We start from the raw sequence: 21,356 nt of genomic DNA on the forward strand, positions 1-21,356 counted from the left end.
CACGACCACGACCACGACCACGACCACGACGAACACGCCCATGATGAGCACGATCATGACAAGCATGCGGACGAGGAGCATGCCGAGCATGACCATGATGAACACGATCATGAAGAGCACGCAGAGCATGATCACGATGCCCATGATCACGAAGACCATGCTGAGCACGATCACGACAAACACGATCATGAGGAGCATGCCGGCCACGACCACGACGCACATGGCCATGAAGGCCATGACCACGGTGACCATGACCCCCATGCGTGGCTCTCGCCGACCAATGCCGCAACCTGGCTGAACGTGATCGCAGCCAAGCTTTCGGCCGCGGACCCCGAGAATGCAGGCACCTACTTCGCAAATGCCGCCGAGGCCCGTGCGGAAATGGATGCGCTCATCACCGAGGTGACCGCCATCCTGGAGCCCGTGAAGGGCGGTCGTTTCATCTCCTTCCACGATGCGTATCAGTATTTCGAAATGGACTTCGACTTCCCCGCCTCCGGGGCGATCTCGCTCGGGGATGCAGCGGACCCGAGCCCCGCGCGCATCGCCGAGGTGCAGGGCCGTGTGCAGGATGAAGGCATTCAATGCGTGCTGGCCGAACCTCAGTTCAATCCGGGTCTTGTGACCACCGTGCTCGACGGAAGCTCGGCCAACACCGCGGTGATCGATCCGCTTGGCGCGGATCTGGAGCCCGGAGCCGATCTCTATCCGCAAATGATCCGCAACATGGCCACCGCGCTGGCCGGTTGCTTCTGACCCTTTGAGGCGGCCCGCATTTGCAGGGCCGCCAATGATTGCCCCCGGCGGAACGCCCGCCGGGGCACATCCAGAGTTTCACGGACAATCTCTGCCCATGAACTGAAATGTTATTACATCTGCTCAGAGCGCCTCGATGACCGACACCCCTCCCCCCGCCCCCACTGACCCGCGCGTTCCCGTGACCCTGCTCACCGGGTTTCTCGGCGCCGGGAAAACGACGCTGCTGAACCGGGTCCTCGAAGACGCCTCGGACGGCAAGGTCGCAGTGATCGTCAACGAGTTTGGCGAGGCGGGACTCGACCATGACCTGATCCAGTCGGTCGAGGACGAGGTTGTCCTGATGCAATCCGGGTGTCTGTGCTGCTCGGTGCGCGGCGAGCTGCCGGAAACCATCGCCCGCCTGCTGGACCGGCGCGAGGCCGGAGCCCTGCAATTCGAGCGCATCGTCATCGAAACCACCGGCATGGCCAATCCGGGTCCGATCCTGAAGATCATGATGATGGACACGACCCTGTCGCGGCACACCCGGGTCGACGGGGTTGTCACGCTGGTGGATGCGGTCAATGGCGCGACCACGCTCGATGCGCAATTCGAAGCCGTCTCGCAGGTCGCTCTGGCCGATCTGATCCTGATCAGCAAGACGGACCTCGCATCCGAGCCGAAGAACAAGGCGCTGACCGAGCGTCTGCGCGCGCTGAACGAGACCGCCCCCATCCTGCACCCGGTCCTCGGGGAGCTGCCGCCAAACACGCTCTGGAACCTGACCAGCGTCCGCGAGGATATCGCGGTCGATCACGCGCTGGCCTGGACCACTCCGCAACCGGCGGACCCTTTCGCCAACCTCTCCGGCCTGTCGTCAAGCACGCCCATGGCCGAGCCCGCACCGCTCCATGATCAGCGGATCGGCAGTGTTTCGGTGGTGCTGGAACACCCGCTGACCGATGCGGCCTTCGATCTGTGGCTCAACACCCTGACCGCCCTGCGGGGCAATGACCTGTTGCGGGTCAAGGGCATCGTCTTCCTCGAAGGGCTCGACATCCCCTTCGTGTTCCACGGCGTGCAACAGGTGTTCGAACGCCCGGTGCCCCTGCGCTCCTGGCGCGGCAGCGATCGACGGTCCCGCATCGTCGTGATCGCGCGGGACATGACCCGCCCGGAACTCATGCGCAGCCTCGACATGCTCCGCGCCACTCAGCCCCAACCCCAGGAGACCTAGGCCGTGACCGACCCACGCCTGCCTGTCACCGTCCTCTCAGGATTTCTCGGTGCCGGCAAAACCACGCTGCTCAACCGGGTGCTCAACAATCGCGACGGGCTCCGGGTGGCGGTGATCGTCAATGACATGTCCGAGGTGAATATCGACGCGGATCTGGTGCGCGCTGAGACCGAGCTCAGCCGCACGGATGAGACGCTAGTCGAGATGTCCAATGGCTGCATCTGCTGCACCCTGCGGGACGACCTGCTGGCGGAAGTGCGCCGCCTTGCCGGGGAAGCGCGGTTTGACTACCTACTAATCGAATCCACCGGGATATCGGAACCTCTGCCCGTGGCCGCGACTTTCGACTTCCGGGATGAGGCCGGGGCGAGCCTGTCGGATGTGTCTCGGGTCGACACGATGGTCACCGTGGTGGATGCGGTGAACCTGCTGCAGGACTTTTCAAGCCATGATTTCCTCCATGATCGGGGCGAAGTCACGGGGGAAGAGGACGAACGGACCCTCGTGCATCTGCTGACCGATCAGATCGAGTTTGCGGATGTGATTGTCCTGAACAAGGTCGAAGATGCGGGCCCCGAACGCACGGATGCCGCGCGCAAGATCATTCGCAGCCTGAACGCCGATGCCGAGATCCTCGAGACGGACCATTCCGTGGTCCCTGCACACAAGATCCTGAACACCGGCAAGTTTGATTTCGACAAGGCCCATGCCCATCCGATGTGGGCGAAAGAGCTCTATGGCTTTGCCGATCACGTACCAGAGACCGAGGAATACGGGGTGGCGAGCTATGTCTATCGCGCCCGCCGGCCCTTTGATCCCCAGCGTATCCACGACTTTCTGAACGGGGACCTGCCTGGAGTGATCCGCGCCAAGGGGCATTTCTGGATCGCGACCCGCCCGAACTGGGTGGCGGAGTTTTCGCTGGCCGGGGCGCTTTCCTCGGTGGCCCCGATCGGGACATGGTGGGCCTCGGCACCGCGGGAACGCTGGCCCGACAATGACGCGGTGCGGGCCTATATCGAGCATAACTGGGACGAGCCTTGGGGGGACCGACGTCAGGAGTTGGTCTTCATTGGCGCCGGAATCGATTGGCCGGAGCTGAAGGCGCGGCTGGACACCTGCCTTGTGCCGGAAACCTTGGCCGCTGCCCCTGCCCAGCTGCCGCTAGACCTGTCGGACCCCTTCCCCGGCTGGCGGCGCGTGGAGGATGCGGCATGAACATCGCCCACACACCCCCGCGCCACGATGCCGGAGCCGCGGTCGTCACAACCGACACCATGAACGGGCTCTACGCGATCCGCGACCCGGGCTGCGCCGCCGCGATCTGGCAGCGTGCCCCGGCACCCGGCTTTCAGGACTGGATCGACGGGCTCGCTCCCGATGCCTTGCCTTCAGCCAGGCTTGTTCTGCGCCCCGAGGCCGTGCCCGACGCGCTCACCCGGCTGGGCGACACCCATGGCCTGCCCACAGGTCCCGAACGCGTCTGGCTCGAGGCGGATATCGCCGAGCTCGCGAACCGGTTCGCGACGGTGATGCGCGCGCCCTATCTGCGCCTGCGGCTCGATGTGGTGACCACAAATGCCTGCGCGAAGTTTCATATGGATGCGATCTTTGCCCGGCTGGTCTGTAGCTATCGCGGTACCGGCACCCAATATGGGCTCTCGCCGGACGGGGGCGATCCGGACCCGGTCGAAACCCTGCCCGCCTGCGCCCCGATCGTGATGCGCGGCTCGCTCTGGCCAGCCAAGACCAGCACGACCTTTCTGCACCGCTCGCCGCCTATCGCGGGCACGGGCGAGACGCGCCTCGTGCTGGTGCTGGACCCGATCTTCGATGTCGAGGATGCCTGAGCATGCGCCGCAATCTCGGAGAAACCCGCCTGCGCACCCGCAAACGCACCGAAGACCCGATGCGCGCCTTTGACAGGCTGCCGCCCGACCTGCGGACCTGGCTGGCCAATGCAGCCCTGCCCTGGCGCCCGCGCTCGGTACAGCGGGCCTATGACCGCGCGCTTGCACGGACCGGGGATCCCGACAGGGCGCTGGCGGAACTGGACCGGATGCAGCATTCGAAACTGGCCAGGGACAACCCGTTGGAGAGCCTCGCGCGCTAGACCACGACCCCGCGACGCTTGCACTCGCCAGAGAATTTCCCGAACACTACCGGGATGACAGCCGGTTCCGCCCGCCCCGCAATCTCGTTGAAGCTGCGCCTTTCGCTGGGGGCGGCTCTTCTCGGGGCGGCGACGATCCTGACCGCGGGGATCCTCTATCTCGGTCTGACCGATGTTGCCGAACGGCTCGACACGGCGCTTGCCTCGGAAAAGCGCATGGCGCGTTATGCGACGGCCTCCACCCAAGCGGCGACCTTCCTCGTTGTGGCGAGCGAAGCCGTGCAGGCCGGTCTGCCCTCGGACGTCCGGGCCGACCGGATCTCGCCGGTGGTTGGGCAGTTGCAAGACACCTTTGCCCTGCTCCACACAGATGTAGAGGACGCCGTGCTTGCCGCCCGCGCCCTCGGCATCGACGAGCAGTCCCGCTATGGCACGCAGTCGCTCGGCGTGGCGCGCATGGAAGCGACGCTGGATCAGACGGTCCGGGGTCTGTCGGCAAACACGCAGGATACCGCGCGGTTGCGCGGCTATATCGACAGTTTCGCGGCCAGTTTCGACCCGTTGCTGGGGCAGGCGATCAATACGGAGCGGCTCTTTCGCAGCGAAATCTTGTCCGGCATCGACGCCCTGCGCGCCCAACTGGCCTGGATGGCCCTCGCCATTGCGCTTGCCGCGGGGCTGAGCGTCGCGGCCTTCTATTTCGGCCTGATCCGACCGCAATTCTACCGGCTCGATGCGGTGCGCGGCGCGGCGGACCAGATCGGCCGGGGCGATTTTTCCGGCGTGCTCCCTGTCAGCCGACTGGATGAGATCGGTCAGCTTTCCCAGCAGACCAACCGCATGGCAGCCGCCCTCTCTGCGCGTCAGGCCGAGGTCGAGGCGGAATGGGCCCAACTCAACGAGACCATCGCCACCCGCACCCGGGAACTCGAAGAAGCCAATGCCCGGCTTGAGAAAACCGACGAGAACCGCCGCCATTTTTTCGCAGATGTCAGCCACGAGCTGCGGACGCCCCTGACGGTCATCCTGATGGAGGCTCAGATCGGCAAGCAGGCGTTGCCCGAAGCGGCCGAGGCCTTTGCCACGATCGAGACCCGGGCCGAGCGGCTGAACCGCAAGATCGACGACCTGCTCCGCCTCGCACGTTCGGAAACCGGCCAGCTGGCGATCGAATGCACCCCCGTGGCGCTCGATGCGCTGGTGGACGCGGTCACCCGCGAGGTTCGGGCCGAACTGGACAATGCGGGCATGACGCTCGATCTCGCGCCCTGTCCCGACACGTTGGTGAGCGCGGATCCCAACTGGCTGCGTCAGGTGCTGGTGGGACTGGTGCGCAACGCAATCCGCCATGCCCGGAGCGGCGCGCAACTGCATCTCGGCCCCGTGACGGCGGAGGGAAGAACCGGCATCGCTTTGACTGATAACGGCCCCGGCATTCCCGAGCCCCTGCAGGAGCATGTGTTCGAGCGGTTTTCCCAGGGGCCCGGTGCCTCCAGCGCTCAGGGTTTTGGCGTGGGGCTCGCGCTCAGCCGCTGGGTGATCGAAGCCCAGGGAGGCGAGATCCAGCTGCTAAGCCCCCTGCCCCGCCCCGAAGCGCTCGGGTCAAACCCGGGTCTCAGGGTCACCGTTCTGCTGCCACCCGCGCAGGCCGCCTAGCACGTCAGAAGGTCGCGGTTGTCACCTGCGATAGCAACTTTCACAGTGAGCCCATGAAGCCACGACTCCTCATTGTCGAAGATGACCCCGAGATCACCTCGGCCCTCATCCGGGGGCTGGCCCTTTATGATTATGAGACCGAGGCCGAGAACCGGGCGGACCGCGCCCTGCGCCGCCTTGAACAGGGCAGCTATGCCGGCGCCATCGTGGACGTGATGCTGGGGTCGGATTCCGGGGTCGAGCTTGTCCGATCCGCCAGGGCCCAGGGCGTGACCCTGCCGATCCTGATGCTCTCGGCCCTCTCGGATGTGGAAGACCGGGCCACCGGGCTCGAGGCCGGCGCCGATGACTATGTCATCAAGCCCTTTCACTTCGATGAGCTTGTCGCCCGCCTCCGCGTGCAGGAGCGCCGCGCCGCCGCGCAACGCCCGGCCCCGGCGCGGCTGATCGCGGCGACCCGCAGCCTCACAAGCGGCTCGGACAGCGTGACCCTGACCGAGCGGGAGTTCGACCTTTTGGCCCTGCTGACCCTTTCGGGCGAGGATCCGCAGCCCCGCAGCAAGCTCTATGACACCCTCTGGGCCGCCGAAGGCGCCAATAACGAGAACGTGGTGGATGTCTATGTCGGCTATTTGCGCCGCAAGCTTGAGACCGCGGATTTCGGGTTTGAAATCAAGACCGTGCGCAACCGCGGCTTCTGCCTGTCCGGGCATATGCCGGACATGTCCGACAGCTGAGAGAGGCATACGCTATGAAGTTCTTAGAATATAAGAGTCGCTTGCGCCGCGTCACTCTGCCACCGTGGGAGGACACGCAATGATCCCCGAGGGAGGAAATACTCATGGCATGGACCAAGCCCATCATCCGCGAAATCGAGTGCGGTATGGAAATCAACATGTACGGCCCGGACTTCGACGAAGAGCGCGAAGTTCTGTTCTAAGACACTTGCAGCGCGGGATGGCGTGAATGGCATTCCGCGCGCAGATTCTAGGGGCCGCTGCCGGAGGTGGGCTCCCTCAATGGAATTGTGGTTGTGACAACTGCAATCTCGCTCGATCCGGCACCATCCCCCCGCAAACCCAGTCTTCGCTCGCTGTGACCGCCGACGGCGTGTCTTGGGCCGTGCTCAACGCATCGCCGGACATTCGCGGCCAGCTCGCCGATACCCCTGCCCTGCACCCGACCGACCTGCGCGAACTGCCTCTGCACAGCGTGCTGGTCACCAATGGCGATATCGACCATGTGGCCGGCCTGCTGACCTTGCGCGAAATGCAGCCCTTTCGGCTCTTTGCAACGGCGGGCATCCACGAGGTACTGGCCGAAAACCCGATCTTCAACGCGGTGAATGCCGATGTGGTGCCGCGCGAGACCATTGCGCTGGACACGCCTTTCGAGCTGACGCCGGGCCTGACGGCGACCCTCTTCCCCGTCCCCGGCAAGGTGCCGCTCTATCTCGAGGGCGAAACGGTCGAGACCGAGCTGATCGGCGACCAGACCGTGGGTGTCCGCCTCGAAACGGCGGAAAAGACAGCCTTCTACATACCCGGCTGCGCGCTCCTGAATGACGACCTGCGGGACCGCCTCGAAGGGGCGGACACGCTATTCTTCGACGGCACACTCTGGGCCGATGACGAGATGGTCCAGGCCGGGCTCAGCCACAAGACAGGCAAGCGCATGGGGCATATGTCCATGAGCGGCCCTGACGGCTCTCTCGCAGCCTTTGCGGGCCTGTCGATCCGCCAGAAGATCTTTGTCCACATGAACAACACGAACCCGGTGCTCCGCCCCAGTTCGGTCGAAAAGGCGCAAGCCGAGGCCGCAGGCTGGATCATCGGCCAAGACGGTATGGAGGTGTCCTGATGGCCCAAACCCGTGATCAATTCGAAGCCCGCCTGCGCCAGATCGGTGCCGAGCGCTACCACGACCTGCACCCGTTCCACGACCGGCTCCATGGCGGGTCCTGCACGCCTGATCAGGTGCGCGCCTGGGTAATCAACCGCTATTACTATCAGCATTCGATCCCCATGAAGGACGCCGCCTTCATGTCCCGGGTCGAGACCCCGGATTTGCGCCGGGCTTGGCGCTCGCGGATCGAGGACCATGACGGCACCGCCGAGAATGAGGGGGGCATCCGCCGCTGGCTGCGTCTGGCCGAGGCGGTGGGACTGGACCCCGACTATGTCGCCTCCCGCGAGGGTGTGCTGCCGGCCACGAAGTTTGCCGTGGACGCCTATGTACGCTTCGTGCGGGAAAAGACCCTTCTGGAGGCCGTGGCCGCCTCCCTGACCGAGCTCTTCGCCCCCAAGATCCATGCCAACCGCATTCAGGGCCTGCTGAAGAACTACGCCTTCGCCGATGACAGCTCGCTCAGCTATTTCCGCAACCGCCTGAAAGAGGCCCCCAAGGATGTGGCGTTTGGCCTGTCCTGGGTCCTCGATCACGCGGACACGCAGGAAAAGCAGGACGCGGCGGCGAATGCCCTGATCTTCAAGACCGACGTCCTGTGGGCCCAGCTCGATGCGCTGAGTGCAGCCTATGTGGAGCCGGGACGGATCCCCCCCGGCGCGTGGCAGCCCGATCAGGGCCTTGCCCAGCACAAGCGGGCCTCCTGATGGAGGCCACCGACATCCCCGCCCTGCCCCGCGGTGTGCGGCTGCATTTCGACAAGGTGCGCGACACCTGGGTGCTGCTGGCGCCCGAGCGTGCGGTCACCCTCGATCAGGTGGGCCATGCCATCCTGTCCGAGATCGACGGCGCCCGCAGCTTTGGCGAGATCACCAAGGCCCTGTCCGAGGCGTATAACGCCCCGCAGGACCAGATCGCGGCGGATAGTGCCGGGTTCCTCATGGCCCTGCGCAACCGCCGTTTCCTGGATGTCGAGGCATGACGGCACAGACCCCCAACGCGCCCCCGCCCCCCATCGCCATGCTGGCCGAGCTAACCTATCGCTGTCCGCTCTCCTGTCCCTACTGCTCCAACCCGATCGAGATGGCGCGCAAGGAGTCCGAGCTGGATACGGACACTTGGGCCCGGGTCTTTCGCGAGGCCGCAGAGCTGGGCGTGCTGCAGCTTCACCTGTCGGGCGGCGAGCCCGTGTCGCGGCGCGATATTGTCGAGCTTGTGAGGGCGGCCCGCGACGCAGGGCTTTACACCAACCTGATCACCTCCGGGATCGGGCTGACCGAACGCCGGCTGGCCGAGCTTGATGCCGCAGGGCTGGATCATGTCCAGCTGTCGCTGCAGGGCACGAACCCGGAAATGGCCGATGAGATTGGCGGCTACAAAGGCGGCTTTGCCCGCAAGATGCAGGTGGCCGAGTGGATCGGCGCCATCGGCTTTCCCCTGACCCTGAACGCAGTGCTCCACCGGCGCAATCTACACCAGCTCCCCCGCGCGCTGGAGATGGCGCAAGAGATGGGCGCCCGCAGGATCGAGGTCGCCACGGTTCAGTTCCACGGCTGGGCGCTCAAGAACCGTGATGCGCTCATGCCAACCCGCGAACAGGCCCGGGAGGCGACGGCGATCGTGGCCGAGGCCCGGGCCCGGCTGAAGGGTACGCTGGTTATCGATTACGTCCCGGCAGACTACCATGAGGACTATCCCAAACGCTGCATGGGGGGCTGGGGCACGTCCGGGCTCAACGTGACGCCGGATGGTACCGTGCTGCCCTGCCACGCGGCGCAATCGATCCCGCATCTGAGCTTCGACACGGTGCTTGACCGGGGTCTGTCCGAGATCTGGTACGAGGGCGCGGCCTTTAACGCCTATCGCGGGACGGAGTGGATGTCCGAGCCCTGTTCAAGCTGCGAGCGCAAGACCATTGATTTCGGTGGGTGCCGCTGTCAGGCCATGGCGATCCTCGGGGATCCGAATGCGACGGACCCGGTCTGCGTGAAGTCACCCCATCACGGCGCGCTCCAGAACCAGGCGGACGATCATGCGGCGCAGGAAGATGCACCGCTGGTCTACCGTGTCTTCCCCAGCAAGAACACGGAACCCGCCACCTAGATCACTCGGGCCCGGCGTATTTCTGAACCAGCTGCGCGATCTCATCCATTAGGCGGTCCAGATCCTCTTCCGGGATCTGGGCCCGCTTGACCTGTACGAGATACCCATCCCGCTGCTTCTGGGCCTCGTAGAGCACCCCGGCGACCTCTCGGGACTTGGAGGATCGGGATGCGGCCGCGCGCGACGTGGTCTCCTGCCCCACCGGCTCGCCCCGCTTCAATTTGGGCAGCAAGGCGCGGTACTGCCGTTTCGGCGTCGTCGTGATATCCACCTGCGCCAGGATGTCATCGCGGTACTCGAGGCATGCGAGCCCGAGCGAGACATCCCCCTGCCCCACCCCCAAACGCTCAGCAATTTCGGTCTGGGTCAGCTCCTGAAGGCTCCGCGCCAGCAAACCCACCGAGACCAGCTCCTCGAACCCATTGAGATTGCGCCGCATGGTGTTCTCGTGAAACCGCTCCTCAAGATCGGCAAGCGCCTTGTCGCCCTGCTCCGTCGAGACGACCGCCCGAACCTTGCGCCCCAGCGCGCGACAGGCCTCCAGCCTCCGGCGCCCCGACTGCAAGAGGAACTTATCTTTTGTATCCAGTGGGTTATCAGAACCCGGAGTCCATTTCGTGGATTTCGGACGCACACGGATGGGTTGCGTTTGGCCCCGCCGCTTGATGTTGGCCATGAGTGCAGCGAAATCCTCATCCTCTTGCCACGGCGTGAGGCGGTCGCTTCCCAGCGCGTCCTCGATCTGCCCCGGGTCAAGCTCCAACGCGACGGTCCCGGCAAGGATGCCCTGCTGCAACGAGCCATGCGCGTCCTCGATCCGCTGCTTGAGCATGTTCATGGCAGACCCAGCCCACATACCCCCCATATTGCTCTTGGGAGGTTCCGTGCTGTCCGGCTCCTGCGTCGGATCGGCGAGAGAGGCGTTGAGTTTGCGTTTGCGTGCCATCAGGTCCATCGCTCCTCAATGAAGGATTTGGCATAGTCGCGTGGCGGAAACTCCGGCCAGATCCGTTGCACCAGCCCGTCATTCACCGCATTGGCATTGGCCAGGAAGGCCTTGGCCGACGCGCGGCGCGTTTTGGGCGGCATGTATTCGTAGATGCTCTTGTACTCCTCGGACGCATTGGCAATCGCGTCCGAGCGCGTGTACCAGACCTGCATCACCTCGCGCGGGGCCTTGCGATAGAGATCAAGGATCTGATCCGTGTCCTGGTTGTTCTGCTCCTGCACGATCGTGGGCAAGACCATGTGCTCCCCCGCGCCGATCTCGATATCCGCCTCATAGCCCATGATGAATTCGAGATACTCCCCGATATTGGCCACATAGGTGGAAAGGGTCGCAAGATCGAAGCCCTTCATCGTTTGTGGGATCACCACGCTATCTGCGGCGATCAATCCGTTGAGCTGCATCAGCGTGAGCGATGGCTGCTGATCGATGACGATCACATCCACAGTCTCGGCCAGTGCCGCCTCGAAGGCAGAGGTATCGAAGCTTCCATCGGGCTGTCGCAAGCTGTCCAGACGCGTGGCTGGTGGATGGGCGTCAGACCAGAGGTCGATGGCGTCCTTCAGGACCCGGTAGACCGGCACCTTCGCCTGCTGCGACATGAAAAAGAGGCTGATATCCCCGTTCTGGATGTTCGCCCCACCTGGGATCAGCCGAATTCCGGGCCAGGGCGTGGGTTGCCAGATGGCGTTAAGGTCAGCGCCTTCGCGCTTGCCCACATCCGTGGCCGCCGGATCCTCGACCCCCATGAAATCGGCCAGGGTCGGCGTGTCAGGCTGGAACAATGGCAGGTTTTGATCGGCGAAATACAGGCTCACCGTGGCCTGAGGATCCGCATCGATGATCCCCACCCGAAGACCGTAATGGAGGTTCACATATTGCGCGAAATGAGCCGCGCTGAGGGATTTCCCGGTCCCGCCCTTCTGAGCCCCAAAAGTCACAACCTTGACTGGCTGATCCGGCTGGCGCCAATGAAGATACGCCCGCTTGGCCGCAGGATTGGATCCGATGATCGCCCGGATCTTCATGATCTCCGATGGGGAGAAGGTCCGCTCTCGCCCGCGGCGCTCGCCCTCTGGAAACGCCGGGTCCTCGTTCGACATTCGGGACAGATAGGTTGTGTCCACGGACAAAAGTGCCGAGACCTCGACCAGAGAGAAACGCCGCGCAACGCGAGTTCTTAGGGTCAAATCCCTTTGAAGCTTGGTGTTTACCGCCCCCATGACCCGGGTCATATTGCGGATAAACTGTTCGAACTGCCCGTATGCCATCGTTATATCCACGGATATAGGGTCAAGAAGCCAGTTGATCTGGCGTTGTAGCTGCTCTCACAGAACAGGATGCCGCTGGGTGACGCAAGCTTCTTTCCGCTATTCTCCACCGTTTCAGATGGCTCTTGAGCAACGCGCGTTTCTTGCTTTGAGGCCGGATTCCAGTGTCCTTCAGCAGTTTCTCCAGCTGAGCTTCCGTGGGCAGTTTCCGCCAATGGGCTGGCCATTTCTTTGCGATACGGCACAAAACGGACTGCAACTCGTCGGGCGAAAGATCGAGACGGGTGAGATGGGATTGAACCAGATGCAATCCGGGGGTGTCGACATGAACTCCGAGACCTTCAAACAGAGCTTTTAGGTCCAGCGTTATATCCGCGGATATAGGCTTGGGTTCGGCCAATTTGATCGCCTTCGAAGTCTCGCTCACAAGCTGTGGGTCAGGTGCGTGCTCGGTCTGAGGGTAGGGGGCCCTGCCAAAACACTGACTCCATTCACGCAAAAGATCATCAAACTCATCCACCGTTGTTTGGTTTTTATGATTCTGATTTTTATCCTTTGTAATGCGTTCGACAGGTTGAATGCTGCGTTCAGCTTTCTGAGAGCGCGAACTGCTCAGGGAAGCGCGCCAGTCCGCCCAGAAAGTGACCTGATACTTGAGGCGATAGTTGTACCCATTCGCCGTGCGCTGCTCTTCGGTGGCGACAAGACCCAAGCCGCGCAATTCTTTCAGATAGCCGGAGATGGCTGATTTCGAGCGGCCCAGACGATCACTGAGCTGAGTGAGCGATGGCCAGCAATAGCCTTCCATATTTGCCATGCGGCAGAGTTCGACGAGTGTGCGAAAGGCCCCGGGTGACAGGTCCATGTCAAGGACACCCACAGGCAGCGCGACAAAGCCTTTGTCGCGGTTGAATGAGATCTGCTCGGACATATTTTCCTCATTCCCGCAATGCAATTTGCTTGCGGGTTGGGTTTCGCCGGGCTATTTTGAAGATGAGATGTGAATAGCCAGCTAGGTTATGATCATGCCCGTGCCGAGTGGTTGCCGCCGCTCGGCACAGTCATTTGAAGGGTCGTCTTCTCCTCTATGCGTGACAAATGCTCCGCAGACCGGAACACACACTAAAGTGACGCAAGCATATCAGGGGCCTGTATTTGTCCCGTGACGGGGTGCCTGCCAATGCACGGTCTTTCGCCGCGTACTCTTGGTATTAGGAGCAGTATATCCTCAAAAGACAAGACTAAGGCAAGATATTCTTGTTTTTGAGGGCTGTGCCCTGCATTGCCTGCCGAAATGCCTTGTTTTCAAGGGCCTTCGCTTGAGGCTGGCGGTCTGGTCGACTGACCCCGCCAGTCCAGGATTGCGCATGAATCGCGAAAATGCCCCTTTTTTTGCGAATCTCTTGGGCAGAGACCGGTATCCGGCGGCTTCGCGCCCCGTAGAACTTCCAGAAAAATTGGACGCGGGCGGGGTAGCCCCCTAGGTTCGGGGCATTGGAGGCGCCCTATGCGATCCCTGCTCCTGACTGTTTTATGCGCTGTGGCATTTGCCACAGTCGCCCATGCCGACCGTGCAAGCTTTGTCGATCTGGCCAAGCGTGGCTGGAACTACGAGTTACGCACGACCATGGTGGGTCGGGATATGTCGATCCCGGTCCATATCAACGGCCGCGATCTGGCCGGCGCCAGCCTGTGTCTCGTGGGGGAGAGGCCCCATCCCGCCTCGCTCGAGATTATCAACGCCTTTCGCGACCTCGCGCATCATGTCTTCGGCAAGCCGCTGACCATGCGGTATGCGGGTCGCAGTGCCACGGCATGCGGCGCGGGGAGGACGGTCGTTTTGCGGCTCTATTCCGGCTATCCCCCCAATGGTGACCTGTCGAACGATCTTGGCTGGCTGAACCAGACCTATCAGTTGGGCTTGCCCAAGCGGCGCGCCTACGCGGTGTCCTCCCCTGCGATGGCGCAAACCTTTTTCGGGCGGCGGGGGCTCGGCACCCATATCATGGTCAAGCAACCGGCCTTGGAACGGGTCGGCGCCCTCGAGGCGCTTTTTTACAAGTCGATCCTGATAGAAGAGCTGTTCCAGTCCTTTAGCTTCGGCATGGACATCATCCTCTTTGACCGCGCGGCGGAGTTTCAGTCGAAGCTCCAGGAACTGCCCACAAACCTGCACCGGCTGAACTGGGAATCCCGGGCTTTCATGCGGGCGCTGCTGAATTCGAACCCGCCGGGGCTCTGTGCATTTGATGTGTTCATGCTCCATGCGGTGGCGCAGGCCCCCGTGGATCAGACTGTCGATCCGGCATTCATCGAATATATCGACCTGGAATACGACCGCCTGCTCATCGAGGCGCAGCAAACCATGCAGGACCCGCGCTTTGCTGCAATCATCGCCCCGGGTTGCCAGCGCCCCGAGATCTAGGCCCCGGCTCCCCTTCACCAGTTAAGACTTTCTGCGGTGTTTGCGGACTCCCTCTCCTCGGCTACCCTCGCGGGTACGCCGCAAAGACGGCGATGAGGAGGACACATGGATACAAGACCGACCCCCCGCGATGCGGGTGTTGCGGCGCTGAGCGCACAACTTGCAGCTGGTCTTGTGGGCCATGAGAGCCTGATCGAACGTTTGCTGGTGGCTCTGCTGGCCGATGGTCATCTTCTGATCGAAGGCGCGCCAGGGCTGGCCAAGACCCGGGCGGTCAAATGGCTGTCGGACGCCGTGGAGGGCAGTTTTGCCCGCATTCAGTGTACGCCTGACCTCATGCCTTCGGATGTGACCGGCACCCCGGTCTACAAACCCCAGGGTGGCCTGTTCGAGTTCGTGCGCGGTCCGGTGTTCAACAACCTTGTTCTGGTGGACGAGATCAACCGCGCCCCGCCCAAGGTGCAATCGGCCCTGCTGGAGGCGATGGCCGAGCATCAGGTGACCGCAGGTGTCGAGACCCATCCCTTGCCCGAGCCCTTTCTGGTGGTCGCCACCCAGAACCCGATCGAGCATGATGGCACCTTTCCCTTGCCCGAGGCGCAGCTTGACCGGTTCTTGCTGCATATCGTGCTCGACCTGCCGGGGCTTGAGACCGAGCGGCAGATCCTCGATCTGGTCGAGGCCGAAACCCAGACGGGCGCGGCCCCGGCGCAGTCGCTGTCGCTTGAGGCGTTGAACGCCGCCCGGGCCGAGGTGCGGGCGATCCATCTGGCCCCGGAGCTGCGCGACTATATCGTCCGTCTGGTCATGGCCACGCGCGAAGGGCCTCTGGCGGCGGATGTGGAACATGCGGTGTCCCCACGTGGCTCGCTCGCCCTGGCCGCAGCGGCACGGGCGCGGGCGCTGCTGCAGGGGCGCGACTATGCCATTCCCGAGGACGTGTCCGAGCTGGCCGGTGACGCGCTGGCCCATCGCATGGTTCTGAGCTGGCGCGCCGTGGCCGACGGGCGCACGCCACGGGATGTGGTGCGCGACATCCTTGCCGCGGTCGAGCCGCTGTGAGCGAGGCGCTTTCTGCGCCCGGGATCGCGCTGCGGGCGGACCCCTTGATCGCCCTGCGCCGACGGGTCTTGTCGGCAGAGACTCCGGCGGTCCTTGCCGCGCTTCCCGGCGGCTTTGCGACACGGCGCAAGGGGCATGGGCTCGAAGTGGCGGATATGCGCGAATACGTGGCCGGGGATGACATCCGTCATCTGGACCGGGGCACCACCGCGCGCACGGGGCGTCTGCATATCCGCGAGTTTCAGGAAGAGCGTGATCGGGTCACCCTTCTGGTGGTTGATTTCCGACCCGCCATGCTATGGGGTGTGCGCCGGGCCTTTCGCTCGGTCGCGGCGGCGGAGGCGCTGGTCCTGATCGGCTGGAACGTGATCGAAATCGGTGGACGCGTGGGCATGATGGCACTGGGGCAGGGGGCTCCGGTCGTGGTGCCGCCCGCCGGGCGCGTCCGCGGGATGCTCAATGTGATCGGCGGTCTTGTGCGGGCCCATGAGGCCGCGCTTGCGGATATGGCGGCGGGGCAGGGGGGCGACCCGTCCCTGGATGCGGCCCTGTCGCGGGCGGATCGTCTCGTCCCCTCGGGCAGCGAGATCGTGATCGCGTCGGGCTTTGATGTGCCCGGCCCGGGACTGGCGGATCGGCTGAACGCCTTGGCGCGGCGCCGGGTGCCCCGGCTTGTCATGATCCGCGATGGGCAGGACCTGCCAAGGGGTGTCTATCCGATCGTGACCCGAGATGGGCAACGCCTGCGCGTTGCTTTGGGCGGGGGGGCAGAGGCGCAAGACAGTACCGCCGCACCTGTCCAGACGGTGGCCGGGCATAGCGCGCTCGTGCTGGATGCCGGGGCCGAGATCGAGGCGACCGCACGGCGTATCGCGGCGGCCTTCCCGGCGGAGCGCGCGGCATGAGCGATCGCGCCCTCAGCGAAGAGGCCATGCTGGCCAGCCTGCGGGACATCCACTTGCCAGCCCTCGCACCCGGCGGCACCCTGGCCGAGCTGTGCGTGGCGGTGGGGCTGGCGGCCCTCGCGGCGCTGGTACTGGCGGCAGGCCTCCGGGCCCTGACGGTGCGGCGGCCCCGCCCCGCATCCAGCTCGCTGCAGGAGAGGATTGCGGCGCTCCAGACCCTGCCTGAGGACGCGCGCCGCGTCGCCCTGTTGCACCTGATCCGCGAGCATGCGCCCGACCGCTATGCCGAACTGCGCGGCATGCTTTATGCGCCCGACGGTGGCCTGCCCCTCGCCAGTCTCGAAAGCGAGGTGGCGCGCCTTGTTTGATCTCGCCGACCCCTGGATCCTTTTGCTCCTGCCGCTGCCTCTTCTGGCGCTGCGCGTGGCGCGGGCGGGGCAGGTGACCGGCAGCGCCATCCTCGTGCCCGAGCGCATCGGCGATGCTTTGGTTGCGGCGGGGCGGCCCAAGGGGGGGGCGCAGCTGGTGAACCGGCGCAGCATGGCCCTCTGGCTGATCTGGGCGCTGGTGCTCTTGGCGATCTCCGGACCGCGGGATCTGGCCCCGGTTTCGGCGCTCAAGGTCTCCGGGCGGGATCTGGCCATCGTGCTGGACCTGTCCGGATCCATGGTGCGGGACGATTTCCATCTGGGCGACCGGCCCGTCACGCGGCTGGAGGCCGTGACCACTGTGGGGGCGGATTTCGCCCGCCGCCGGGCCGGGGACCGGGTGGCCCTGGTCGTGTTCGGGTCCGAAGCCTATTTCGCGGCCCCCTTCACCTTTGACACGGACTCCGTCGCACGCCGGATCGAGGAAGCGACCATCGGCATCTCGGGGCGGGCGACGAACATCTCGGATGGGCTCGGCCTCGCGCTCAAGCGTCTTGCGACCAGCGACGCGGAAAGCCGGGTGGTCATCCTGCTTTCGGACGGGATCAACAATGCCGGGGCCACCAATCCACGCGGTGTCGCGGAACTGGCCGCACGTCGCGGGGTGCGGGTGCACACGATTGCGCTGGGGCCCAAGGACCTGACCACCGCCGAGGTCGGAGAGCGCGGCGTGGTCGACGCCGCCACCTTGCGCGCCATTGCGCAGATCTCGGGCGGGGAAAGCTTCCGCGTGCGCACCACAGAGGACCTGCTGGCCGTGACCGAGGCGCTGGATCGTCTCGAGGCGACCGATAGCGAGGGGCTCGCCGCCGAGATCTATCGCGAATACTGGGTCTGGCCCGCGACACTGGCCGCGATGATCGGGGTCTGGTTCGGCTGGCGGGAGCTGTCATGACCGGGCTCGACGTGACCCTCTTGCGGCCTTCCTGGCTACTGGCGCTTTTCGCACTGACCGGGTTCGGCTGGTGGGTGCTGCGCCGCCGTGGCGGGCTGGGCGATTGGCAGCGGGCGGTAGATCCCGCGCTGCTCAGGGCCATGACCGCCTTGGGCCGCGTCGACAGCCAGAGCAGCCGCGCACCCCTCTGGGCGCTTCTGACCACGCTGGCGGTGATCCTGCTGGCGCTGTCAGGACCGGCTATCGAGCGGCGTGAAACCCTGTCCTACCGCAATCTCGACGGGGTGCTTTTCGTGGTCGATGCCTCGGCCAGCGTCACCGAGGATGCGCGCTGGCCACAGATGCTGACCATGGGTCGGTTCGGACTGGCCGCTCTGGGCACGCGGCCCGGGGGGCTGATCGTCTATGGCGGGGATGCCTATGTGGCGACGGACATGACGGGCGATCACCTGCAGCTCGGGCAGACCCTGTCACTGCTGAGCGCCGAGACGGTGCCCGATGGCGGTTCGCGCCCGGAACGCGCCCTTGCCCTGGCCGCGCAACTGCTGGCCGATGCAGAGGTGATCGCGGGGGATGTGGTGCTCTTTACCGATGGCGACGGGCTTGGCCCCGCCTCTCTCCGGGCTGCCGGAGAGATCGCCGCACAGGGCGCGCGGCTGTCGCTGGTCTCGCTACTGGAGCCGCGCCCGGGCTTTGCCACCCATGCGGCGGCGGGGCAGGGCGCTGTTTTCACGCTGGAGCAGACCGACGCCTTCTCGGACTGGGTTCAGGAGGATGCGCGCACCCGGCTGGAGGCGCAGGATTACCCGCTGCTTTTCTGGAAGGACATGGGCCGGTATCTGCTGGCGCTGGCGCTGATACCGCTGCTGTTGCTGTTCCGAAAGAGGGCCGCATGAAGGCGCTGGCCCTTGTCGCTGGCCTGGCCCTCGCGCTTGCGGTTCTGCTTGGTGGGGGCGCGCCCTATGGCCGGGTCCTTCTGGCGCTGGGGATGCCGGGTCTGGCCGCGCCGTTCTTCGCGGATGCCGAATGGCAGGGGGTCGCGCTCTACCGTGCGGGGGCCTATGACGCCGCCGCCGGGCGCTTTGCCGAGGCGCGTGCCTTCTACAATCTGGGTAATGCCGAGGCCCATCGCGGGCAGCATGCCGCCGCGCTGGAAGCCTTCGATCTGGCCGATGCGCGGGGCGACCCGGATGCGCGGGCAAACTTCGATGTGGTCGCGGCCTATTATGCGGGGCTGGGCATCGACCCCGAGGCGCTGGGGCTTTTCCCCGAGCGCAAGGAGGGGCCGCAGGAGGACAGCTTCGTGGCGCGCGGCGATGCACGCGCGGCGGGCACGGGCAGCCAGGTCACGAACTCCAACACCATGCTGGGTCTGGCCGAGCTCGACAGCCGGGGCCGTCTCGGGGTGCGTCGGGTCTTTGACGACAAGTTCATGATTGCCGATGAACGCTGGCTGGAGCAGCTCAGCGATGTGCCGGGCGAGTATCTCGCCGCGCGGATCTCGGCGGAATTCAAACGGCGCCAGAAACTCGGCCTCTCGCCCCCCAAGGCGGAGGATCCGCGATGAAGGCCCTGGTCCTGTGTCTGCTCCTGCTCGTACCGGCGCTTGCCTCGGCACAATCCAGTCAGGTCCTGCCCGAGGAACTGGAAATCTGGGTCGAGCTCGAAGAGACCGACTATACGCCCATGGAACGGGAGATGGTGCTGATCACGCTCCGGGGGATCTATCGGCGCCACATCACCCGCGAAGAAATCGTGCAGCCGGATTTCGAAGGGTTCAGCTGGACGCAGCTTGGTGCGGATACCTGGCGGGAAGAGCGTCTGAACGGTGCCAAGGTCAAGACCTTTACCCGGCGCATGGCGGTCTATCCGGACCGGGCGGGCCGTCTGACAATCGGCGCCTTCACCCACAAGCTGACCCTGACGGATGAGGCGGATGAATGGTTCGAGCATCGGATCGAGACCGCGCCGGTGACGATCGAGGTGGCCCCGGCGCCCGCGACGCAGGGCGCGGACTGGTGGTTCCCGGTCAAGACGCTGCAGGTGTCGGACAATTGGTCGAACGCGCCGGATCAGCTCGCCCCGGGCGAGGGGGTCTTGCGCATCGTGCGGGTCGAGGCGCTGGGTGTGACGCCCGAGATGATCCCCCCGATGCCCGATCTGACCTCGCCCTCGGCGATGATCTTTCCCCATCCGGAGAAACGCTTTGTCGAGCTCTCGCCCCATGGGCCGATCTCCTATGCGTTCTGGCGCTGGACGATCCGGCCCGGCAATGACACCTCGACCATCGTTGAGCCGTTGACCTTTCGCTATTTCGACACGGATAACCGCGAGGATCGGTCGGTCACGATTTCGGCGCAACGGGTGGCCTTCGGCACCGTGACCCCGGAGGCGCCCGAGACCTCACAAGCGCCTGCAGCGCTGGTACAGGCCAGCCTGCCGGGATGGCCCGTTGGCCTTCTGGCGGCGGTGGTCTTTCTGGGCGGGGCCGGTTGGGCGCTTCTGGGGCGCGCGTTTCAGGGGCTGTCTGCCCTGCACCGGTTTGCCCTGTTCGACCCTCTTGCGCGGGGGATGCGCCGGGCCGCGCGCGCCGGTGAGGTCGCGCAAAGTCGTAGGATGGCCTGGCGGATCGTGGATCGGGACGGGCCGTCCGAGGCCCGGCTTGCCCTGCTGCGTGGCTTGGATCAGGCGGTGTTCGACCCGCGCGCCACAGCCCCGGATCTGAGAGCCTTCGCGCAGTCTTTTCTGGCCGAAAAACCATGAGGCCGCGCGGTCCATTGCAGGGGGAAGTCCCGTTCGGCAGACCGTTCCGACACGGTCTGGCGACGCGGCAGCGTTGAAATGATTTGATTTGTAGGTAGGGTTGAGTCCCGGGGGAGGAAAACATGCAAACGCTACGTTCGGCGATCGAAGCCCGACCTGTGTCATCGATCCTTATCGTGGATGACCATCCGCTCTATAGCGATGCGCTCGAATCCGCGCTGGAGATGATGTTCGCGGGTTGTGATATCCGCAAGGCGCAGACCCTGAATGCGGCGCTGGAGACTGCGGAAGAGGGATTTGATCCCGACCTCGTGATGTTCGACCTCAAGCTGCCGGACGTGACCGGTGTTTCGGGGTTCAAGACCCTGCGCAATCGCCTGCCGAACTCGCGCATCCTTGTGATCTCGTCCCTGGCCTCGGTCGAGCTGGTTCAGTCTCTGCTGAGCGAGGGGGCCGCAGGGTTTCTGCCCAAGGACACCTCCGCCTCGCAGCTCCGCTCGGTACTGGCCAAGATTGCCGCCGGACGCACCTATGTGCCCAAGGATTTCCGCAAGGCCGAAACCGAGGAGGCCGAAGGTCTCGCCGCCGAGTTCGACCACCCGAAGCTCGCCGAGCTCACCCCGCAGCAACAGCGCATCATGCGCCTGATTTGCAAAGGCAAGCCGAACAAGGAAATCGCCTATGAGCTGTCGCTCGCCGAGGCCACTGTGAAGGCGCATATCACCGCGCTCTTGCGGCGGCTGGGCGCGCGCAACCGCACCGAGGCGGTGGTGGTCGTCGAAGAGGCCATGGCCGAGCAGCGCGGGGATGAACCCGAAGCCCGCGCCTTCTTGCGCCGATAGGAAAGGG

24 protein-coding genes are annotated in these 21,356 nt (G+C 64.7%); 21 read left to right on the plus strand and 3 right to left on the minus strand.

All coding sequences use genetic code 11. From position 1 onward, the window contains the following. The 12 genes from ACP15I_RS20430 to pqqE all read left to right on the plus strand — a co-directional run. Positions 1-756 (plus strand): zinc ABC transporter substrate-binding protein (locus tag ACP15I_RS20430; protein ID WP_424976457.1); only part of this gene is annotated, 756 nt, incomplete at its 5' end. Positions 757-892: 136 nt separating this feature from the next. Continuing rightward, positions 893-1,975: a CobW family GTP-binding protein gene (locus ACP15I_RS20435; RefSeq protein WP_424976458.1), complete on the plus strand. Its 1,083-nt coding sequence runs from the start codon at positions 893-895 to the stop codon at positions 1,973-1,975. Positions 1,976-1,978: 3 nt separating this feature from the next. Then, positions 1,979-3,193, plus strand: coding sequence for a GTP-binding protein (locus tag ACP15I_RS20440; RefSeq protein ID WP_424976459.1), 1,215 nt, complete (start codon positions 1,979-1,981; stop codon positions 3,191-3,193). Further along, positions 3,190-3,825 (plus strand): DUF1826 domain-containing protein, encoded by a 636-nt coding sequence (locus ACP15I_RS20445; RefSeq protein ID WP_424976460.1) that lies wholly within the window; start codon positions 3,190-3,192, stop codon positions 3,823-3,825. The genes ACP15I_RS20440 and ACP15I_RS20445 overlap by 4 nt, the downstream gene beginning before the upstream one ends. Positions 3,826-3,827: 2 nt before the next feature. Beyond that, positions 3,828-4,088, plus strand: coding sequence for a DUF6525 family protein (locus ACP15I_RS20450; protein WP_424968643.1), 261 nt, complete (start codon positions 3,828-3,830; stop codon positions 4,086-4,088). Positions 4,089-4,142: 54 nt separating this feature from the next. Then, the gene (locus ACP15I_RS20455) at positions 4,143-5,744 is read left to right on the plus strand and encodes an ATP-binding protein (protein WP_424976461.1); all 1,602 of its coding nucleotides are present in this window, start codon (positions 4,143-4,145) and stop codon (positions 5,742-5,744) included. Positions 5,745-5,797: 53 nt separating this feature from the next. Beyond that, positions 5,798-6,481, plus strand: a complete 684-nt coding sequence (locus ACP15I_RS20460) for a response regulator transcription factor (protein WP_424968640.1) — start codon at positions 5,798-5,800, stop codon at positions 6,479-6,481. A 104-nt stretch (positions 6,482-6,585) separates the two neighbouring features. Further along, complete coding sequence (gene pqqA, locus ACP15I_RS20465; RefSeq protein WP_424968639.1) at positions 6,586-6,684, plus strand: pyrroloquinoline quinone precursor peptide PqqA; 99 nt, start codon at positions 6,586-6,588, stop codon at positions 6,682-6,684. A gap of 26 nt (positions 6,685-6,710) precedes the next feature. Next, positions 6,711-7,604, plus strand: a complete 894-nt coding sequence (gene pqqB, locus ACP15I_RS20470) for a pyrroloquinoline quinone biosynthesis protein PqqB (RefSeq protein WP_424968638.1) — start codon at positions 6,711-6,713, stop codon at positions 7,602-7,604. Further along, entirely contained in the window at positions 7,604-8,356 is a 753-nt protein-coding gene (gene pqqC / locus ACP15I_RS20475; RefSeq protein ID WP_424976462.1) for a pyrroloquinoline-quinone synthase PqqC, read from the plus strand. Before pqqB ends, pqqC begins: the two co-directional genes overlap by 1 nt. Next, positions 8,356-8,631 (plus strand): pyrroloquinoline quinone biosynthesis peptide chaperone PqqD, encoded by a 276-nt coding sequence (gene pqqD / locus ACP15I_RS20480; protein WP_424968636.1) that lies wholly within the window; start codon positions 8,356-8,358, stop codon positions 8,629-8,631. The genes pqqC and pqqD overlap by 1 nt, the downstream gene beginning before the upstream one ends. After that, positions 8,628-9,752 (plus strand): pyrroloquinoline quinone biosynthesis protein PqqE, encoded by a 1,125-nt coding sequence (gene pqqE, locus ACP15I_RS20485; RefSeq protein ID WP_424976463.1) that lies wholly within the window; start codon positions 8,628-8,630, stop codon positions 9,750-9,752. Before pqqD ends, pqqE begins: the two co-directional genes overlap by 4 nt. A gap of 1 nt (position 9,753) precedes the next feature. Here the strand turns inward: pqqE and ACP15I_RS20490 are convergent, their stop codons facing one another. Genes ACP15I_RS20490 through ACP15I_RS20500 form a run of 3 tightly spaced genes read right to left on the minus strand, consistent with a single transcriptional unit; the run spans position 9,754 to position 12,960 of the window. Further along, the gene (locus ACP15I_RS20490; protein WP_424976464.1) at positions 9,754-10,698 is read right to left on the minus strand and encodes a ParB N-terminal domain-containing protein; all 945 of its coding nucleotides are present in this window, start codon (positions 10,696-10,698) and stop codon (positions 9,754-9,756) included. Beyond that, positions 10,698-12,029: an AAA family ATPase gene (locus tag ACP15I_RS20495; protein WP_424976465.1), complete on the minus strand. Its 1,332-nt coding sequence runs from the start codon at positions 12,027-12,029 to the stop codon at positions 10,698-10,700. The genes ACP15I_RS20490 and ACP15I_RS20495 overlap by 1 nt, the downstream gene beginning before the upstream one ends. A gap of 22 nt (positions 12,030-12,051) precedes the next feature. After that, a complete protein-coding gene (locus ACP15I_RS20500; protein ID WP_424976466.1) occupies positions 12,052-12,960 on the minus strand; it encodes a helix-turn-helix domain-containing protein in 909 nt (302 codons plus the stop codon). A 609-nt stretch (positions 12,961-13,569) separates the two neighbouring features. Here ACP15I_RS20500 and ACP15I_RS20505 point away from each other — a divergent pair. The 9 genes from ACP15I_RS20505 (at position 13,570) to ACP15I_RS20545 (ending at position 21,349) form a co-directional block, all read left to right on the plus strand. Then, the gene (locus tag ACP15I_RS20505; protein WP_424976467.1) at positions 13,570-14,454 is read left to right on the plus strand and encodes a hypothetical protein; all 885 of its coding nucleotides are present in this window, start codon (positions 13,570-13,572) and stop codon (positions 14,452-14,454) included. A gap of 105 nt (positions 14,455-14,559) precedes the next feature. Continuing rightward, positions 14,560-15,516: an AAA family ATPase gene (locus ACP15I_RS20510; RefSeq protein ID WP_424976468.1), complete on the plus strand. Its 957-nt coding sequence runs from the start codon at positions 14,560-14,562 to the stop codon at positions 15,514-15,516. After that, positions 15,513-16,421, plus strand: coding sequence for a DUF58 domain-containing protein (locus ACP15I_RS20515; RefSeq protein ID WP_424976469.1), 909 nt, complete (start codon positions 15,513-15,515; stop codon positions 16,419-16,421). Before ACP15I_RS20510 ends, ACP15I_RS20515 begins: the two co-directional genes overlap by 4 nt. Next, positions 16,418-16,789, plus strand: a complete 372-nt coding sequence (locus ACP15I_RS20520; protein WP_424976470.1) for a hypothetical protein — start codon at positions 16,418-16,420, stop codon at positions 16,787-16,789. The genes ACP15I_RS20515 and ACP15I_RS20520 overlap by 4 nt, the downstream gene beginning before the upstream one ends. Continuing rightward, positions 16,782-17,744 carry a VWA domain-containing protein gene (locus ACP15I_RS20525; protein WP_424976471.1) on the plus strand — a complete coding sequence of 321 codons (963 nt, stop codon included), beginning with the start codon at positions 16,782-16,784 and terminating at the stop codon, positions 17,742-17,744. Before ACP15I_RS20520 ends, ACP15I_RS20525 begins: the two co-directional genes overlap by 8 nt. After that, complete coding sequence (locus ACP15I_RS20530) at positions 17,741-18,640, plus strand: VWA domain-containing protein (RefSeq protein ID WP_424976473.1); 900 nt, start codon at positions 17,741-17,743, stop codon at positions 18,638-18,640. Before ACP15I_RS20525 ends, ACP15I_RS20530 begins: the two co-directional genes overlap by 4 nt. Beyond that, the gene (locus ACP15I_RS20535; RefSeq protein ID WP_424976474.1) at positions 18,637-19,311 is read left to right on the plus strand and encodes a hypothetical protein; all 675 of its coding nucleotides are present in this window, start codon (positions 18,637-18,639) and stop codon (positions 19,309-19,311) included. Before ACP15I_RS20530 ends, ACP15I_RS20535 begins: the two co-directional genes overlap by 4 nt. Further along, positions 19,308-20,507, plus strand: coding sequence for a hypothetical protein (locus tag ACP15I_RS20540; protein ID WP_424976475.1), 1,200 nt, complete (start codon positions 19,308-19,310; stop codon positions 20,505-20,507). Before ACP15I_RS20535 ends, ACP15I_RS20540 begins: the two co-directional genes overlap by 4 nt. A gap of 122 nt (positions 20,508-20,629) precedes the next feature. Continuing rightward, a complete protein-coding gene (locus ACP15I_RS20545) occupies positions 20,630-21,349 on the plus strand; it encodes a response regulator (protein ID WP_424976477.1) in 720 nt (239 codons plus the stop codon). The last annotated feature ends 7 nt before the right edge of the window (positions 21,350-21,356 follow it).

Origin of the sequence: Dinoroseobacter sp. S124A (genome assembly GCF_049801015.1) — a bacterium.
Taxonomy (GTDB): Bacteria; Pseudomonadota; Alphaproteobacteria; order Rhodobacterales; family Rhodobacteraceae; genus Dinoroseobacter.